The organism is Halomicronema hongdechloris C2206 (assembly GCF_002075285.3).
Classification (GTDB): Bacteria; Cyanobacteriota; Cyanobacteriia; order Phormidesmidales; family Phormidesmidaceae; genus Halomicronema_B; species Halomicronema_B hongdechloris.
Map to the genome: position 1 here is coordinate 4893801 of NZ_CP021983.2, position 18633 is coordinate 4912433.

At 52.4% G+C, this 18633-nt stretch carries 17 protein-coding genes and 1 pseudogene; 16 read left to right on the forward strand and 2 right to left on the reverse strand.

The genetic code is table 11. The features are described from left to right. The first annotated feature begins 527 nt into the window (after positions 1 to 527). From XM38_RS22295 to XM38_RS22305, 3 genes are all read left to right on the forward strand, one after another. Positions 528 to 1361, forward strand: a complete 834-nt coding sequence (locus XM38_RS22295) for a GUN4 domain-containing protein (protein WP_088431090.1) — start codon at positions 528 to 530, stop codon at positions 1359 to 1361. 523 nt (positions 1362 to 1884) lie between these two features. Beyond that, entirely contained in the window at positions 1885 to 2121 is a 237-nt protein-coding gene (locus tag XM38_RS29250; RefSeq protein ID WP_088431094.1) for a DUF4160 domain-containing protein, read from the forward strand. After that, entirely contained in the window at positions 2102 to 2443 is a 342-nt protein-coding gene (locus XM38_RS22305) for a DUF2442 domain-containing protein (protein WP_088431096.1), read from the forward strand. Before XM38_RS29250 ends, XM38_RS22305 begins: the two co-directional genes overlap by 20 nt. A gap of 78 nt (positions 2444 to 2521) precedes the next feature. Here XM38_RS22305 and XM38_RS22310 read toward each other — a convergent pair whose 3' ends face one another. Together XM38_RS22310 and XM38_RS22315 are read right to left on the reverse strand one after the other, a co-directional pair. After that, positions 2522 to 2887 carry an ArsR/SmtB family transcription factor gene (locus XM38_RS22310; RefSeq protein WP_088431098.1) on the reverse strand — a complete coding sequence of 122 codons (366 nt, stop codon included), beginning with the start codon at positions 2885 to 2887 and terminating at the stop codon, positions 2522 to 2524. A 300-nt stretch (positions 2888 to 3187) separates the two neighbouring features. Beyond that, positions 3188 to 4048, reverse strand: a complete 861-nt coding sequence (locus XM38_RS22315) for a lysine N(6)-hydroxylase/L-ornithine N(5)-oxygenase family protein (RefSeq protein ID WP_256995716.1) — start codon at positions 4046 to 4048, stop codon at positions 3188 to 3190. 254 nt (positions 4049 to 4302) lie between these two features. Between XM38_RS22315 and XM38_RS22320 the strand changes: the two genes are divergently transcribed. The 13 genes and pseudogenes from XM38_RS22320 to XM38_RS22375 all read left to right on the forward strand — a co-directional run bounded on the left by XM38_RS22320 (position 4303) and on the right by XM38_RS22375 (position 18568). After that, positions 4303 to 5052 carry a GTP-binding protein gene (locus XM38_RS22320; protein ID WP_080811909.1) on the forward strand — a complete coding sequence of 250 codons (750 nt, stop codon included), beginning with the start codon at positions 4303 to 4305 and terminating at the stop codon, positions 5050 to 5052. After that, complete coding sequence (locus XM38_RS22325) at positions 5049 to 5867, forward strand: metallophosphoesterase family protein (RefSeq protein ID WP_080811911.1); 819 nt, start codon at positions 5049 to 5051, stop codon at positions 5865 to 5867. Before XM38_RS22320 ends, XM38_RS22325 begins: the two co-directional genes overlap by 4 nt. A gap of 2 nt (positions 5868 to 5869) precedes the next feature. Continuing rightward, entirely contained in the window at positions 5870 to 6619 is a 750-nt protein-coding gene (locus tag XM38_RS22330; protein WP_088431100.1) for a metallophosphoesterase family protein, read from the forward strand. Between the two features lie 84 nt (positions 6620 to 6703). After that, complete coding sequence (locus tag XM38_RS22335; protein WP_080811914.1) at positions 6704 to 7852, forward strand: metal ABC transporter solute-binding protein, Zn/Mn family; 1149 nt, start codon at positions 6704 to 6706, stop codon at positions 7850 to 7852. A gap of 31 nt (positions 7853 to 7883) precedes the next feature. Then, on the forward strand, positions 7884 to 8648 hold the full coding sequence (locus XM38_RS22340) for a metal ABC transporter ATP-binding protein (protein ID WP_080811940.1): 765 nt from the start codon (positions 7884 to 7886) through the stop codon (positions 8646 to 8648). A 71-nt stretch (positions 8649 to 8719) separates the two neighbouring features. Then, entirely contained in the window at positions 8720 to 9553 is an 834-nt protein-coding gene (locus XM38_RS22345) for a metal ABC transporter permease (protein ID WP_088431104.1), read from the forward strand. 3 nt (positions 9554 to 9556) lie between these two features. After that, a pseudogene (locus tag XM38_RS29255) lies at positions 9557 to 9748 on the forward strand (DUF1830 domain-containing protein); the annotation flags it as partial. A 96-nt stretch (positions 9749 to 9844) separates the two neighbouring features. Beyond that, positions 9845 to 10855, forward strand: coding sequence for a CobW family GTP-binding protein (locus XM38_RS22350; RefSeq protein WP_225889498.1), 1011 nt, complete (start codon positions 9845 to 9847; stop codon positions 10853 to 10855). A gap of 133 nt (positions 10856 to 10988) precedes the next feature. Further along, complete coding sequence (gene folE / locus XM38_RS22355; protein WP_080811920.1) at positions 10989 to 11627, forward strand: GTP cyclohydrolase I FolE; 639 nt, start codon at positions 10989 to 10991, stop codon at positions 11625 to 11627. A 112-nt stretch (positions 11628 to 11739) separates the two neighbouring features. Further along, the gene (locus tag XM38_RS22360; RefSeq protein ID WP_080811921.1) at positions 11740 to 12813 is read left to right on the forward strand and encodes a CobW family GTP-binding protein; all 1074 of its coding nucleotides are present in this window, start codon (positions 11740 to 11742) and stop codon (positions 12811 to 12813) included. A 117-nt stretch (positions 12814 to 12930) separates the two neighbouring features. Then, positions 12931 to 14400, forward strand: coding sequence for a cysteine--tRNA ligase (cysS, locus tag XM38_RS22365; RefSeq protein ID WP_080811923.1), 1470 nt, complete (start codon positions 12931 to 12933; stop codon positions 14398 to 14400). A gap of 345 nt (positions 14401 to 14745) precedes the next feature. After that, positions 14746 to 15498, forward strand: coding sequence for an SDR family NAD(P)-dependent oxidoreductase (locus XM38_RS22370; RefSeq protein WP_080811924.1), 753 nt, complete (start codon positions 14746 to 14748; stop codon positions 15496 to 15498). A 358-nt stretch (positions 15499 to 15856) separates the two neighbouring features. Continuing rightward, a complete protein-coding gene (locus XM38_RS22375) occupies positions 15857 to 18568 on the forward strand; it encodes a LuxR C-terminal-related transcriptional regulator (protein WP_187329510.1) in 2712 nt (903 codons plus the stop codon). The last annotated feature ends 65 nt before the right edge of the window (positions 18569 to 18633 follow it).

Consider the following 18633-nt stretch of genomic DNA (forward strand, 5'->3'; position numbering starts at 1 on the left):
TCACCCAAACATTCAAATGAACGTTTGAATAAAGGATAAAACATTATGACGTCCATTTGAATGTTTTCAGGAAATCCAGCGAGGTTCGGTTACAGTGATGGGAGATTGGCGCTTCAGGATTGATACTTGTCTTTAGGGAAGAGAGCAAGGGGGTTGCAGCGCGGCGTGAATTCTCAAGAGCACGAGGTTATGATCCGTAGGGGCGTCACATTCTGCCTAAGTGCCCAGCCTGAGAAGTCATCAAATCCCATTGAAGGCCTTATGATATGGGTGTTTTGATGGGTTTGAAAGCCTATCGCATTAGGTAGAACGATTCTTTCTAATTAGTTGTTAGCAGTCTAGATGCGGTAACCTGCAACAAGCGTTAAGGCATTGTTACTTTTCTGAGAGTAATGTCTACATTCCAAGATATTGTGTCTTTAGTTTCTCAGTAGTTCCCTTTACTGCTGCATGAAAGATGTTGTTTCCAGCATGACTTCATTTATATCTCAAACAGTTTATTGATTTACAAATTCAGTTAATCACCGATGAATGATCCACAGAATCACTTTGACTGGGAAAGATTTATAGGATTACTTTTAGCTATTGGTGTCGTTATAGTCTTTGTATTTTTTTTATTTCTCCCCCCAGACATAAACCAGCTCACGTTACCTATCATTAGATTTTTAGCTGCTCTTGCAGCCGGGCTTTCAGCATACTTGTTTGCAGGCAGCTTAGATTTTGTGGGTTCACTTTCTAATCGAATACAAGTTAAGGCAGCGGGGGCATTTGCTGCATTTATAGCTGTTTTCTTCCTTTTCAGCCATGGTCTTCCCCAAAATCCAGTTGTCTCTGACCCTCAAGCTCCACCTACGTCTATCCCAGAGGATCAAACACTTTCTGATTTCTCTACTTTGGAAAGTCTTCTAAGTTCCGGTAATTGGAGAGAATCAGATCGAGAAACTGGTAAAGTAATGCTTGATATTATGGGAAGGGCTCAGCAAGGAACGATAGAACCTGGTAACATATCAAGCTTTCCCTGTGAGGAATTACGAGAAATTGACTCGCTTTGGGTCAAGTATAGCAACGGGAAATTTGGTTTCAGTGTTCAAGAGGAAATATGGGCAGGCTTAGGAAGTCCAACGGTAGTAATTCCAGGTAAGATTTCAGAACTCAATACATTCATGACATTTGTTGGTTGGGGATTTGCTGATAGCATTTTCAGCTATGAGGATTTCGATTTTGATATTGAACAAGCTCCAAAAGGGCATCTTCCAGCGTGGCTTCACGATGTTTATTGTTTTGGTGAAAGTGAGAAGTGCTTCTGGGAAGTAATTGTAGCTCCTCTAGTTCGTACAGAAATTTGTATTTCTGGTACATAGGTTTCTATAAGTTAAGTCAGTGTAATTAAGCTTGCTTTAGATTAGGCTGAAGTATAACACCTGGCATTGACAAGTCTTTGCAGGTCTCTCAAGTCGCTGATTGATTGGTCATTCTTCAAACCTCTTATGTTCTGGAGGTTGCAGCATACTTTCTGCCGAGATGTTTGCATGGCATGCGTGAGTGGCTAACAACTCAGTGCGATTGCCGATCTTGTAGAATACGTTCCCTACTATAACTTATACTACCCCACCGATAGATTTTGGGAAATGCACTGTGCTCATAAATTATTTAAAGCAAGCGGTCGCCGCTAACAACGCCCATGCACGCCGACCGTCGAAAAGCTATCTATTGGATTCAAAATTAATTTGCGGCGGGTGATGGGCACCGTTAGGCCGCAAGGTTATCTTTGGAGGCGTTCATCAATCTCATCTGTTGGAATTCAGCTGAAAACTAACTATAGAGCACTAATTTCCAGATGTCGTTGCAAGTTAAACTAGAGGTAGATAAGCAGCGTTCTCACTAATGCCTACAGTTCTTCAGGTTGGTCCCTACAGTTTCATCTTTTTCAGCTCTGATAGAGGCGAACCTGCTCACATCCACGTGAAGCGTGATCGGCAGCTAGCTAAATTTTGGCTTGATTCTGTTTCTTTAGGAAAGAATCGAGGGTTTAAGGACCACGAATTGAACGATATTTCTCGGCTGGTGGAGGAACACGAACAAATACTGTTGGAGGCTTGGCATGACTACTTTGACGCTTGAAACAGAACCCCTTGCATTACAAGTCAGCGTGACCGATAAAAATTTAATAGTGGACTTGGTCGATGGACGCAGTTTAATAGTTCCCTTATCTTGGTATCCTCGCTTATTGCAAGCATCTCAAAAGGAACGGCAAAACTGGCAACTCTTAGGAGACGGTTATGCAATTGAGTGGGTTGATTTAGACGAACATATTGGTATTGAAGGTTTGCTAGCTGGTAGAAAAAGTGGTGAAAGCAATAATTCTTTTGAACGTTGGCTGGCGACACGAGGCACTTCTTCACAGAATGAGCAGGCTAAAAATTCAAATGTAGCGGACAGTTAAGAGCCTTTGGCGTTGAGTTTAAGGTGATCTGCCGCCGCTAATTTGAGCCGTTACAGACCTTCCCAATCCCTAAAATCCCTAATCCACCAACTGCTTCAGCGAATAACTGAGAATTTCGGATACCCGCCGATCGCGCAGTGAATAGTAGGCCAGCTTGCCATCATTGCGATATTTGAGAATCTTCAAGTCCCGCAGTTTGCGTAGGTGATGGGAGGCGGTCGCGACTTTAACGTCTAGCAGGGTGGCGATATCGCAGACGCAGAGTTCCTGGTCATGGCTCAGGGCATAGAGAATTTTCAGTCGAGAGCGGTCAGCTAAGGCTCCAAAGATGATTTGGGCTATTTCCAGGGTGTCATCACTGGGCAGCGTGTTTTGGACATGGTGAACTAACTCGGTGTTGAAGCACCGAATCTGGCAAATGTCCTTGGGCTTGGAGTTGCTCACGAGTGGATCAGGGATTGTATGGGCTCATTATGGCCTATGGGCTGTGGTTCAGGGTGGGTGGATGGTTAGGCGAACGATAGGGTGGCTTTGGTCAGGGCAGGTACGATGCGATGGCCGAAGGCCGGTCCTTTGGACCATCGCAGGCTAGTTTCCCTCCAAACAAGTTTCGGGCTACCGGGCCGATGTGCAACGCCGCCCACGGTCCCATCAAAAACAGTTCGCAGCCCGGCCAGCGCAGGTGTTCATCCAAAACGGGCAAGCCGTTGATAGTTGCGATGGGATATTGCGCTAACACGTCCGTCAATAAGGGATGAGATCGGATATCCAGGGTCGTTCCCGTGGCGAGCCAGATGCGGTGAATCGGTTGATGGGTGATGCAATCATGCACCGAGTGGTGTCGCAGCACACCTTCCAGGCGTCCCCTTGCCACTGGGCATCCGCGACCTGACAGTGCTCGTAAAAGGTGATGTGCCCTTGCCGCTGGAGTTGCCGCAGGCGCGTCATCATCGCGGGCGTGAGCGAGCCGCCATTGCGGGCTTGCTGTACCATCTGCCAGCGGGCCTGCATATCCGCTTCCTCGTGGAAACCTTTCAGATACTTCGGCCCCAGCCACCCCGGTTCGGCATCGAACAGCTTTTCCTGAAACGTGCGTCGCGCCATCATCACCACTTTCGCGCCGCGCTTCACAGCCCCGACCGCCAGGTGCCCGCTGGTCAAGCCACTGCCCACAATGAGCACCGTTTCACCTTTGAGTGAATTCAAGGCAGGCAGCCGGATTTGGTTGGCATGGCACAACCTTTCCGGCGGATAGGTGGCACTGATTTGCTTGCCCCAATCGGGTAGGTAGGGCTGCCCACCTCCCATGGCTAGCACGACCCGCCGCGCCAGCACCGTATTCCCTGTCGATAAAGTCAACCGAAATCGGAAAGGTCTTTTCTGCAAGGTCTCCAATCGTGTAACTGCTGCGGTCACCACATGATTTTGCAACTGCCAACGCTGCACCACCGTGTCGCAGAACTCTTGAAACAGGCGCGTGCCGGGACGGTCGTAGGGCGGGTGCAGTTTGTCATAGCGCCCTTCGGCAAAGGTGCGCAGAGCGTGGGCATTGGGGTCCGGATGATGGACGGCGGGCGATGGTCGAAGACCGGTCCTTTGGACCATCGCAGTTCGGCAATTTCTTGTGCCGCAAACTGTTGCTGCCACTGGGTCATCCAGGCACCACTGGGGTCAAATACCTGGATGCGATCGCACAGTTTCGCCTTCTTTTGCAACACATGGGTGACCAGGGTGAGGGCCTGCGGTCCGGCCCAATGACGGCAATATCGGTCTGCGACTGAGCCATAACGGTTGACTGAGGTTGCTCAAATAGGATGCAAGCAATATGATAATGATTATCGTTACCACGTTGCAAGCCTATGATCACCGTCGTCGCTGGCCCCTGTGGCGCAGGCAAAACGACCTGGATTCTGCAGGAACTGGCTCAGATGCCGACGCCTGCGGTTTACGTCACGCCGGGAGTTGGTACGGTGCCCATTGATGCGACTCGCGTGACGGCGCGGTTTCCCAAAGTCGAAATCTTCCATCGCCAGCCTGAAACGGAACTGCTGCAACGCCTATCAGCTGGGATACCCGTCTATTTTGAGTTGGGCTTTCAGCTAGAAACGGATATCCCATTGTTGGAAAATCGACCTCACCGCCGGGTGGCGCTGGTGGCTCAGGAGAATCGCGATGCGGGCTGGCAACTGTGGGCCAATGCGGTGATTCAGGGCAATCAATCGACCCTTGACCTGCAAGCGGCTCAGATGTGGCGGGCACCGTTGAGCGGTCAGGTGTTCGACCCGCCCAGCCTGGATACCTTCTGGCAGGAGTTGACCCAGGGTGCCTATGGCGAGGTGCATCGGGCCAAAGGCATTTTTGAGCTGGCCGATGGTCAAGCGTTCCATTTTGATTTTGTGAACAGCCTGCCCGGTAGCGCCTACACCGAACTCAATCTACCCCGCTGGGTACAGGGGCGTCCCAATCGATTCAGTGGCATTGAGGTCGTGGGGCAGGGGCTGGATGAAGGGGCAATCGCCACCACCCTGAAGGACTGCTATTTATCCGACTCGCTCCTGGCCTCCTATCAGGCATCCCTGCAAGATTCTCACTCTCTGGAGGTGGCATGAATATCGCCGTTCTGTCCTGCATCCACGGCAACCTGGAAGCGTTGGAAGCCGTCCTGCGGGAGATTGACCAGCAGGACGTTGACCAGATCTACTGTCTGGGCGATCTAGTGGGTTATGGCCCTTACCCTAACGAAGTCGTCGCCCGCATTCGCGCACTCAACATTCCCACCTGTCAGGGCTGTTGGGATGAAGACATCGTTGACGGGCTAAATGCCTGCGACTGTAGCTATCCTTCCCTGCTGGCCGAAACCCGAGGTCACCGAGCCCACGAGTGGACGAATCGCGAAGTCACCCTCGAAACCCGCACCTATTTGGCCAGTCTGCCCCTGATCCTGCAGCAGGAGAATCTGTGCTTCGTCCACGGCAGTCCCCACAGCCAGCACGAATATTTGCTGCCCGACACCAGTGCTTTCGTAGCTCTAGAACGAGTCCTCTTCACTGGAGCTGATACCCTCTTCTGCGGTCACACCCACATTCCCTACGTGCGTCATCTGGAAAACAGTCACCTCACCCTCAAAGTTGCTTCCCCATCTACCCAGTCACCCACCTACTCTTCTAACACTCCATCCTCTCTCAAGCACATCATCAACGCCGGTTCCGTCGGAGAACCCCGCCATGGACGCCCCAACGCCACCTACGTCATCTACAACACGGATGCCCAACAGGTAAAACTCCGCGAAGTCGAATACGACTTCACCAAAACTTGTGCCGCTATTCTCGAAAAAGGACTCCCTGCTATCTTCGCCTGGCGACTTTCAAAGGGGTTGGAATACGCCGAAAAAGCCGATGATCCAACTCACGTGTGTGAACGATAGCGATGACTCACTGGGCCATTCTCTCCGGCATCAACGGCAACCTCCCCGCCTACGAAGCGGTGCTCGTTGACCTCAAACGGCTGCGCTGTGAGGTCGAAGCGCTTTATATTCTGGGCGATCTCGTCGGCCCTCATTCACAATGTGAAGCGTTGGTGCAACGGGTGCGTCAGCCCCGCAAGCATGAACTCACGCCGCAGGTCTGTATCGGCTGGTGGGAGGAGCAGTGTTTCAACTTGCACGGTATGGGCAATGATCCGGAGGCAACCGAGTTGTTGAAGCAGACTGGCACAGATGGGGTTGAACGCCTCTGGAAATCGGTGTCGCGGCAAACGGTGCAGTGGCTTAAGTCGCTGGATTTTGGCTTCTTTGAGCTGGATTGCCTGCTGATTCACGGCAGTACGGTGGGGTGCCATGACCGGCTGACGCCGGAAACGCCGCCGATGCAACTGCTGGATCGACTGCTGCGGGCAGACGCCAAAACACTATTTTGTGGGCGATCTGGGTTAACGTTTCACCTGCAAATTCCAGAAGGGGCCGTGACCTCCACCGTGGCTACTCTAGATGCCCCAGCTCAGACAATGACTCAGACAGTACGCGATCGCCAGGTTGTTGGAGTTGGCAGTGTCGGCAAAGAACCGGGGAAGGCCACTTACACCCTGTACAGCCCATATACCAATGCAGTGAGTTTCAGAACGGTCCGCTATGGCGCCCAGGGTAAGGGATTTGGTTGGCAATTGACAGACAAGAAGTGAACCTCTAGCATGTTAAACGCATTAGAATAATAATCATTCTCAAAAAAACAAGTCAGTTCTTTCATGCATTTCAGGAGAACGCCCATGCCCCAGCTCTTCCCCTCTCGAACCGCTCTGTTGCTGGCAACCTCTGCGGCGATCACCCTTGGCCTGGGTAGTTGTGCCACCACCTCGCCTACCAGTGAGACGGAGTCTCCCGAATCTGAGGTGGCTGCCACTCCAGAAGATTCGTTGCAGGTGGTGACGACCATTCTGCCCATCACGCAGTTCACTACAGCGGTGGCGGGCGATCGCGCTGAGGTGGTGCAACTGCTTCCCACCAATGTGGGTCCCCACGAGTATCAGGCCAAACCCGGCGACGCCCAGGCGATCGCCAATGCCGACGTGCTGGTGAAAAATGGTCTGGAGATGGAATTCTTCCTGGATGACATGGTCGAGAACGCGGGAAATGCCGACCTGGTGGTCATCGACTCCAGCGAAGGCATTGCAACCCTGGCCAGTGCGGGTGACCACGGTCACGACCATGCCAAGGAAGACGGCCATGATCACGCTGAGGGTGAAGCCCACGATCATGCTGAAGGCGAAGCCCATGCCGAAGGCGAGGAGCATGATCACGCTGGCCACGGTCACGCCCATGGTGAATTTGATCCTCATGTTTGGCTAGATCCCAAACGGGCGATCGAGCAGGTAGAAAACATTCGGGATGGACTGATTGCGGCTGATCCAGGCGGCGAAGCCGAATATACCGCTAACGCTGAAGCCTTCATCGCCGAGTTAGAGACTCTGGACACTGAAATTACTGAAAAGCTGGCTCCCTTTGCGGGACAGACCTTTGTGGTGTTCCACGACTTTGCCGCTTATTTTGCCGACAGTTATGGACTGCAAACCGAGACGCTGGTGGGTATTCCCGAAGAGAATCCGTCTCCTGAAGACGTGAAGCGAGTGATGGAAACGGTGCAGGCGGAAGGTCTGAAGACGATCCTAACGGAACCGCAGGCAGGACAGGAGTCTTTTGATGCGATCGCTAACGACCTCAACATCAAAGTCAGCGTATTCGACCCCCTTGAAACCGGGCCTGCCGACGCGATTCAGCCTGACTACTACCTGAACACCATGCGCCAGAACGCCGATAATCTCGCGGCGTCCTTTGAGGCCTCTAATCAGGCGTGGCTAACGCTCTGGGTGCCCCAACCGGCGGCAGTTGTGCCCCAGCGGGTGGGTCTGCGGTTTTGATGCCAGTTCAGTTCTGAGCAAGGAGCATGACTTGAGCGATCCGGTTTTAGTTATTGAGGGGTTAACGGTTTACCGTGAAACTCACCGGGCTGTGGAGGATGTGTCTTTTGCGGTGCAACCCGGAACAGACACTGCCATCATCGGCCCCAACGGAGCCGGAAAAAGCACCCTGATTCAGGCGGTGCTGGGCATTTTGCCGCGCCAATCGGGGGACGTATTTGTGCTGGGGCATCCTCTATCTGCCAGGGGCTACTTACCGACAGCGGTGCGGCAACGCATTGCTTATTTGCCGCAAAACTTTTTGTTCGATCGTCGCATTCCCATCACCGCGTCTGAGCTGGTAGGGCTGGGCTGGGATCGGGTGGGACCACAATTCCCTTGGGTAGGCGGGCGAGCTCGTCGTCATGCGGTGCGAGCAGCGTTGTCGCAGGTGGAGGCCTGGCATCTGCGCGATCAACTGGTTAGTAGTCTATCGGGAGGAGAAACCAAACGGGTGCTGCTGGCCTATTGTCTGGTGCGTCCCCGCTCCCTGCTGATTTTGGATGAAGCTCCAGCAGGGTTGGATGCCCGCAGTGAATCTGATTTTTATCAGTTGCTCTATCAACTGAAGCAGGAACAGGGGTGGGCGATTTTGCAGATTTCCCATGATCTGGATATGGTGCGTCGCAATTGCGATCGCGTCCTTTGCCTCAACCGCACCTTGCTTTGCCAAGGGGTTCCTGGTCACGCCCTCTCGCCGGAAAACCTGTCGCTGGCCTATGGTTCCGAGTTTGTTCGTTATCACCATCGTTGTTAGGGGAATTGGGGAATGGGGAATGGGGAATGGGGAATGGGGAATGGGGTTATTGATTTTTATGGAGGGCGCGTATGCCTACCGAACTCACCCGCGTTATCGAACTCTTTCAACTGTCCTTCATGCAACGGGCGCTGATGGGCGGCGTTTTGAGCGGACTCATGGGCGGCTTGCTGGGCAGCTTTACTATTCTCCGGCAGCTTTCTTTCTTCAGCGAGGCACTGGGAGAGTCAGCGCTGCTTGGCATCGGCATTGGGGTGTTGTTGGACTTCAATCCCTCCTGGTCGCTGTTGCCCTTTGCGGTGCTGTTTGCCCTGGGGGTGGCCTACTTTCTAGAACACACTCACCTCTGGAGTGATGCCTTATTGCAAATCGTTTGTTCATCGTCCCTGGCGCTAGGCATTATTCTGCTTAGTTTTCGGGACGAGTATCAGGGGGGCATCGCCGATCTGTTGTTTGGCGATATTCTGGCCGTGCAAACCGCTGATCTGATCTTCAGCACCCTGCTGTTGGCAGTATGTGCGGCGTTCATTGGCTTGACGCTGCGATCGCAAATTCTCCTCACCCTGAATGAACCGATGGCGATTGCCCGTGGCGTGTCTGTCTCCGCCCAGCGCACCGCCTTCATTGTGCTGCTGGCTCTGGTTGTTGGCATCTCCATCAAGGCGATCGGCGTCTTACTCATCAGCGCCTTTGTGGTGATTCCCGCCTGCGCCGCCCGCCTCCTCAGCCGCAAATTTTCTCACTACATCCTCATCTCTGCTGGTCTAGGGGCCTTAAGTGCGGTCATCGGCATGATGGTGTCTGCCCTATTCGATTTACCCTCCGGTCCCAGCATTGTCACCGTTCAACTGGCCATTTTTCTGCTGACCATTCTGATCTCCAAAGCCCGCGTTCTGGCTTCCTGAACCATGCCCCAAATTCTTGATGCCCTGCCAACCCAACAGCCAAACAGAATCCTGTGCAGCTATCACAATCCGTCAGCTGACGTACAAATTGCTCAGATTTCCAACATTCCCCATTGGTATTTCGACCGCGTTATCTTTCCTGGCGATTCGCTCCTCTTCGAGGCTGTTGCAGAGGCAACCCTGGAAATCTATAGCGGTGATTGGCATCACGACACGACTGGCCGATCATATTCCTTGCGATCGCTTGCAGATGGCAACACCGATTTCATCCACTGTTTTGAGGTCGATGAAATGACTGCTTCATTATCAGAACTGATGCCCAAACGGGGAATGCCAGTGACCCTGATTACCGGATTTTTGGGGAGCGGCAAGACCACGCTGCTGAACCACATTTTGACTAACCGCCAAGAGTTGAAGGTAGCGGTGCTGGTGAATGAATTTGGTGACATCAACATCGATAGCCAGCTGTTGGCGTCGGTGGAAGAAAACATGGTGGAGCTGAGCAACGGCTGCATCTGCTGCACGATTAACGACAGCCTGGTGGATGCGGTGTATGCCGTGCTGGAACGGGAAGAGCGGATGGACTATCTGGTGGTAGAAACCACGGGACTGGCCGACCCGCTACCCATCATGGTGACGTTTCTGAGTACGGAGCTGAAAGCCTTCACTCACCTGGATTCTGTCATTACTGTGGTAGATGCGGAAGCCTTTACAGAAGATCACTTCAGCAGTGATGCGGCACTCAGTCAGTTAATCTACGGCGACATTATCTTGCTGAACAAGGCCGATTTAGTACCAGAGTCTAAGCTAACCCAGTTAGAAGCCTACATTCACAGCATCAAAGAGCAGGCACGATTCCTGCGGTGTTCGCTGACGGCAGAAGCCGATGGGCTGCCCCTTTCTGCCTTGCTAGATGTGGGTTTGGCAGAGCCCCCGGTGTTGAGTCTGGACGTAGAGGAATGTCAGACATTCAACAGCACATCCCCCCACCTTACTCAGGATGGCTTTGTCTCGGTGCCGTTTAAGAGCGATCGCCCCTTCAACCTGACTAGGTTCGAGCATTTCTTGATGGCCCAGATGCCCGTCGATGTGTTCCGGGCCAAAGGCATTCTCTGGTTCGAGGGCGAGGAAGAGCGTTTTATCTTTCAGCTCAGCGGCAAACGGTGCAGCATTACCCCCGAACCCTGGACCACCCCACCCCAAAATCAACTCGTGTTCATTGGTCGTCAGTTGAACCTCCTGCAACTGCACCAACACCTCACCAATTGTTTGGCCGGTAGTCGAGTCTCCCTACTGTCCTAGCGAGAAGTGGCCAAACCCCGCTTGGGTTCCCTCTGGCATTGCCGGAATTACCCAGTGTCCGTGCCCCAAAGGCGTGTCCCACCCACGGGGGGAGTGCAAGCTTCCCCTTTTCTACCGTAGTTAGGACTGATTTATGACCTTATCGATTTCTCGTGACGATATTCGTTCAGGAACACTCAAAACCAAAGCTGAGCCCCCCGTCTCCGATCAGGAGATGGAGCAGGCCGTCCGTACCCTGCTGCTAGGTTTGGGTGAAGACCCCGATCGCGAAGGGCTGATCGACACCCCCAAGCGGGTCGTCAAAGCCCTGAAATTTCTCACCTCGGGCTATCACCAATCCCTGGGTGACCTGCTCAACGGCGCTGTCTTCCACGAAAACACCAACGAAATGGTGCTGGTGCGCGACATCGACCTGTTCAGTTCCTGCGAACATCACATCTTGCCGATTCTGGGTCGCGCCCATGTGGCCTATATTCCCAACGGCAAGGTGATCGGCCTCTCCAAAATTGCCCGCATCTGCGAAATGTATGCCCGGCGTCTGCAAGTCCAGGAACGGCTCACCGCCCAGATTGCTGATGCCCTGGAAGGTTTGCTAAAACCCCAGGGCGTTGCCGTCGTCGTCGAAGCGAGCCACATGTGCATGGTCATGCGCGGCGTCCAAAAGCCCGGCTCCTGGACCACCACCAGCGCCATGCGCGGCGTCTTCGCCGCAGACCCCAAAACCCGCCAGGAGTTCATGAGTTTAATTCGTCATAGTCCGAGTTTCCATTAGGGGAAAAAGGTCGGAGTGATGGAGTGATGGGGTGATGGAATAACTCCCCAACTCCCTTACTCCCTTACTCCCCGACTCCCCACCCATCCACCCATCCACCCTCACTCTTCCCATGCTAAAAACCTCCGACACCCACGACACCCGCCTCCCCGTCACCATCATCACGGGCTTTCTCGGCAGTGGCAAAACTACGCTGCTGAATCACATCCTCCAAAACTTCGATGCCTTTCGCGTTGCGGTGCTAGTGAATGAATTTGGTGACATCAATATCGACAGTCAGTTTCTGGTCACCGTGGAGCAGGACATGGTGGAGCTGACCAACGGCTGCATCTGCTGCACCATCAACGATGACCTGATGCAAGCGGTATATCGAGTGCTGGAGAAACGGGACAGAATTGACTACCTTGTAGTCGAAACCACTGGCGTTGCCGACCCCCTACCCATTACCCTCACCTTCCTCGGCACCGAGCTGCGGGACATGACTCGACTCGACTCCATCCTGACGGTAATTGACGCCGAAACCTTTGAACCCGACTTATTCAACAGCCAGGCGGCGATGAGTCAGGTGGCCTATGGCGATATTCTGCTGCTGAATAAAACCGACTTGGTCTCACCAGATCGTCTTGAGGCGGTGGAATCAGGGATTCGCACCTTCCGAGAAGATGTCAAGATTCTCCACGCTCAGCATGGCCGGGTACCCCTGCCGCTGATCATCGATGTGAAGGTGGGCGATCGCGGTCTGTATCAAGCCGTGGCCCAAGCTGATGCCGAGAAAGCGGCCCATGATCATGACCATCACTCCGAACACGAGGCTCACGACCACGGGCATCACGGGCATCATCACGACCACGATCATCCCCACGAACATCATCACCATCACTCCGACCACCTGGATAACGATGGCTTTGTCTCGATGGCGTTCCGCTCCGATCAGCCCTTTGCCCTCAAGAAGTTTCAGCAGTTCCTTGACTATCACTTGCCACCAGAACTGTTCCGCATGAAGGGGATTCTCTGGTTCAAAGAAAGCCCTGCCCGTCACTTTTTCCAGCTCACGGGTAAGCGGTTTCAGCTTGAAGACTCGGAATGGCCAGGATCACCCGGCACTCAACTCGTCTGCATTGGCCGAAATTTGGATCTCAAGGTGATGGAAGAAAAGTTGATGAACTGTGTTGCAGATGAGGATTAGGTTTTAGGTTCTGGGTTTCAGGTTTCAGGTTTTGGCTGGTATCAAGAAACCCGTTGCGGCATCTAGCACCCGATCCCCATCTACCCGCCCACCCATCCACTCGCCCACCTATTTCCCATGTTCCTCACTTTCTACAACAGCCTCACCAAACGCAAACAACCCTTTACCCCCAGCCATCCAGGACGGGTAACTCTGTATTGCTGTGGGGTGACGGTTTATGACGATTGCCACCTGGGCCATGCCCGGTCATACCTGGGGTGGGATGTGCTGCGGCGATACCTGCGCTGGCGGGGGTACGTGGTTCATTACGTGCAAAACTTCACCGATATTGACGACAAAATCCTCAACCGGGCCAGAGCCGAGGGCACAACCATGGCGGCTATCTCAGAGCGCTACATCCAGCGCTACTTTGAAGACATGCACCGCCTGAATGTGATGGATGCCGATGAGTATCCCAGGGTGACGGAACATATTGAGGCGATTCATGAGTTGATTGGTCAGTTAGAGGCTAAGGGCTATGCCTACGCTGCCGGGGGCGATGTGTATTATCGGGTAGAGCAGTTTGCCGACTATGGCCAGCTTTCGGGGCGATCGCTGGCAACCCTGCAGGCGGGAGCGAGTGGTCGCGATCTGGCGGCTACCGCCAAGGCCAACCCAGCGGACTTTGCCCTCTGGAAGGGAGCCAAACCCGACGAACCGGCGTGGGACTCTCCCTGGGGACCGGGCCGACCGGGCTGGCATATCGAATGTTCCGCGATGATTCGAGCCCGACTGGGGGCCACCATCGATATCCACGGTGGTGGCGGCGACCTCGTGTTTCCCCACCACGAGAATGAAATCGCCCAATCCCAGGCCGCCAACGGCAAACCCCTGGCCAACTACTGGCTACACAACGGCATGGTGACGGTGAAGGGCGAAAAGATGTCGAAATCCCTGGGCAACTTCACTACGATTCGCGATTTGCTAGAGGGTCGTTGGCCGGAGTATCCGCAGCCGGTAGACCCGATGGTAGTGCGGCTGTTCGTGCTGCAGGGGCATTATCGGAAGCCACTGGATTTTACGAAAGATGCCATCGCAGCCGCGATCAACAGTTGGCAAACCCTGAAAGCCGGACTCCTCTTTGGCGACCACCACGGAGCCGCGCTGGGATGGTCAGTCGCCCCCCTTCAATCTTCTCTTCAGGAACTCAGCCTAGACAACCCGTGGGTCGAAAGGTTCCAAACCGCCATGGATGATGACCTGAACACGCCGGGGGCTCTGGCAGTGCTGTTTGAGCTGGCCAAAGGGTTGCAGCGGGAGGGAAACCGTCTGGTTCACGAAGGGAAGCCCCAATCCAGACCTGATGTGCTCTTGCAGCAGTGGCAAACCCTGTTGCATCTATCCCAGGTTTTAGGATTTGAGGCTAAAGCAAACGGTACGGCGGGTGACTTGGATGAGGCTGCGATCGCTGATCTGATCCAGCAGCGTCAGGCGGCCCGGCAACAGCGCGACTTTGCTATGGCAGATGATATTCGCGATCGGCTTGCGGCGGGGGGGATTACGGTGGTTGACCAACCGGATGGCGAAGTCCGCTGGCATTGGCAGTGAATCAGCGCGGTCGGAGCAATGCTTTAAGCGAATCTAGTCTCTGACGTGGTCTGGTAGCTTTCGTGGTTGAATCCCTATAGGTGGTAGGCGCAGAATAAATGTGTTTATCTTGACCTGCAACCAGAAAAACTTACTGAGAAAACTCGGCAGCTATACTGAAATTTTCAATATATTCATCCGATATGAGCGGACTATATGGATAAATTGCAGCCTATCCACCCAACTTGGTGAGATATACTGCGAATAATCAACATATCCACCCTGTTTCGGGCAGATAGACTGAAACTGTCGATCTAATAAGAGTTAGGCAGAATTAAACTCAAGGAAAATGAGAAGTGTCAGACTGTGACTGAGAAGGGAAGCGAAAAGAGAGTTGCACTGGTGACGGGTTCGACATCAGGAATTGGGATGGCGATCGCAAAGCGGCTTGCTGAAGATGGGTTTACTGTTGTTTTTCATTCCAGGTCATCGGTGTCAGTTGGGCAGTCACTAGCGACAGCGTATCCTGGTGCATCTTATTTCCAAGCTGATTTGTCCGATCAAGGTCAGGCTCGTGATTTGATTGCTAGAGTCTTATCGCATCACAGGCGGATAGATGTGTTGGTCAATAATGCAGGGGTTAGTGCCACAATTCCACATACATCCCTTAAGGAAGCGACACCAGAGGTCTGGCGAGATCTGTATGAAGTCAACGTCATTGCACCTTGGACACTCATTGCAGAGGCTGAAAATGCGCTACGTCAGTCATCCAGCCCTGACTGTCCTAGTTGCATTCTCAATATTAGTTCTCATGCTGGGATTCGCCCAAAAGGAGCCTCAATCCCATATTCTGCAAGTAAAGCTGCTCTAAACCACATGACGAAGCTGCTTGCATTGAGTCTTGCACCACAAATTCGTGTGAATGCGATCGCACCGGGTTTAGTTGAAACTCCAATGAGCAAAGATTGGACAGCAGCCCGAAAGTTGTGGGAAGAGCGATCGCCAATGGAGCGAGGAGCGCAGCCAGAAGAGATTGCACAGGTGGCTTCGATGCTGGTTACAAGCCATTATCTTACGGGTGAGATTATAATTTCAGACGGAGGATTGAACCTTACGTAGTCTGTGAAAATCATGCCTAACAATCCCGTTGCACACCGACCGAATCAAGTTGGTTGGTGAGTTCCGAGAGATGACTAGCGGCGGGTGAACGGGGTCGTTAGGCAGACTTCACCCTGGGCTGTACACTCTTTTTGACATAGCAATGGCGAGAAAAGTCTTGCAGCTAACGTGAATATGATTATCTGGAATTTTTATTGAAGCACTTAATTTTGATTTTGCTGACTACTTCAGTGGGATAATCCCAAGCCTCCAAAATGAAGCAAAACTGGAGACTGTTTTTAAGTGTTTTATGATTTAAGGAATGTACAGGCCAATTTTAACCAGCAAACTGTATATCCCTCCACCACGACCCAACGCTGTGGTGCGTCCACGCCTTATTGAACGACTGAATGCGGGGCTACACTACAAGCTAACCCTCATTTCTGCTGCTGCTGGTTTTGGCAAAACAACTTTACTCAGCGAATGGATTGCCGTCTGTGAACAGCCGGTGGCATGGCTGTCACTAGATGAGGAGCATAATGATCCAACTCGCTTTCTGATTTACGTTGTGTCTGCCTTGCAAACGCTCACCTTAAGCAAGGTTAAGGGGGAAACTCAACTCGGTGAGGGGGTTTTAAGAGCATTAAAATCACCCCAACCGCCCCCACTCAATTCGCTTCTAACGACGTTGATCAATGAAATTACGGCCGTTTCCGAAAACGTCATCCTCGTCCTTGATGACTACCACCGCATTGAATCCGAACCAGTGGATCAGGCAATGGAGTTTTGGGTCCAGCACCTGCCGCCATCTTGTATGCACCTTGTTATTGCCACCCGCGAAGACCCACCGCTGCCCCTAGCACGGCTGCGCGCGGGGGGTCAGTTGACCGAACTGCGTGCCCCCGATTTGCGCTTTACCCAAGTCGAAACGGCTGAATTTCTGAACCAGGTGATGGATCTCAATCTCTCGATAGAAGAGATTACCGCACTTGAAAATCGCACTGAAGGTTGGATTACCGGCCTGCAATTGGCAGCGATATCCTTACAAGGACGCCAAGACACAACCACCTTTATCAAATCTTTCTCCGGTAGTCATTATTTTGTGCTGGATTATCTAATTGAAGAAATTCTAGAACAACAGCCCGAAAGTATCCAGAACTTCCTATTATCCACATCTATTCTTGATCGCCTATGTGGCTCTCTTTGTGATGCTGTTCTGTCCCAAGCTTCTACCCCAGGCCAAGAAATCTTAGAGTATCTAGAACGCACAAATTTGCTGCTGGTTCCGCTAGATGACAAACGCGAGTGGTATCGCTACCATCATCTTTTTACAGATGCTCTGCAAGTACGCTTAACTCAGGGGCACCCCGACCATGTAGCTGAGCTACATCTAAGAGCATGTGCATGGTACGAGCAGAATAATTTGCGGCCTAATGCGATCCACCACGCCCTCGCTGCCCGACATTTCGAGCGCGCGGCGGATCTAATCGAACTGGAATGGTCAGCTAATAGTGGATCCTATTATCAGAATGCAACCTGGACAGAATGGGTAAAGACACTGCCAAACGAGTTAGTCCGAACCCGGACTACGCTCAGTATTGGCCTTGCCTGGGAGTTGCTTTTCTCAGGTCAGTTGCAGGCTGCAGAGAACCGACTGAAGGACGCAGATCGTTTATTGGAACTGACAGTAAACACCCGTGATTCTCTGGAGACTTCGCCAAGCAGTCAGGATGAGAAAACATTCCGTTCGCAGCAAGGGTTATTAGGCGTTGCTTGGGCTTTTCATGCTCAGGCACTCAGCGATAATGCTGGCACTATCAAACATGCCCGGCAAACACTCAACCTCCTATCTGAGACGAACCATTATATCGCTGGCCTCGCAAGCTCTCTGCTAGGTCTGGCTTATTGGAGGGATGGGGATTTGGAGATGGCCGTTCAGTATATGTCCGATGCGATCGCACGCTTGCGGACGACAGGACATCTCCTTTTTGCAATCAGTGGAATCTATACATTGGCTGGTATTAAGATTGCCCAGGGGCGTCTTTTTGACGCAGTTAATCTCTATAAAGAGGCCTTACTCTTTGCAACAGCACAAGGCGAGCCAGTATTGCCGGGCACAACTGACTTACATCTCGGGTTGAGCCAGCTTTATCATGAACAGGGCAACGAGGAAGCTGCTAAACAGCACCTGCAGAAATGCGAGACACTCGACAAACGAGCAGCATTACCGGAATGGCCCTATGGCTTATATCTTTTTCAGGCTCAATTAAAGGTCGAGCAGGGAGAACTGGATGATGCCCTCAAGTTACTCGAAGAAGCGGGACAACTCTACCGTAGAAGTCCTGTTCCCAATCTTTGCCCTGTAGCCGCCTTGAAAACGCGGGTATGGCTCCGACAAGGCAGGCTGGCAGAAGCTCTTAGTTGGGTGCGTGAGCAAGACCTGTCTATTGATGATAAGCTCAACTATTTGCAAGAATTCGAGTACATCACATTCGCTAGGGTACTCATTGTTCAGTATAGACGTGACCAAACAGACGAGACCTTTCAAAAAGCAATGAAACTTCTGACGCAACTATACTCAGCAGCAGAAGCAGGTGGCAGGTCAGGCAGCATGATTGAGATCCTCATCTTGCAAGCAATCATCAATGAAGCACAAGGCCATATCTCTTCCGCCCTCCAGTTTTTGGAACGCGCCCTCACACTAGCAGAAACTGAGGGTTACCTCCGTATCTTTGTAAATGAAGGCCAGCCCATGGCGCGTTTACTCTATGAGGCCCTTGCTCGCAAAATAACACCTAATTATGTACAGCGCGTGTTAACTGCGTTTCCTCTTAACGAGTTAGAACCCAAAAAATCGTTAAAAACGCAACCTCAAGCAGCCAGGTTGCTCGAACCATTGAGCAAGCGAGAAATCGAGGTGCTTCACCTGATAGCAGAGGGTCGAACCAATCAGGAAATTGCGACGATACTCTTTCTTTCGGTGAATACAGTGAAAGTGCATACTCGAAATATTTACGGCAAACTCGATGCCCATCACCGGGCAGGCGCCGTTGCGAAGGCCCGTGCTTTGGGTGTTTTGTCCTCAACGTAGTCATCAGGCTCCCCATCACCCAACTTCCCTTTATTGATGGGTAATTACTCCTTGAATAATACTCC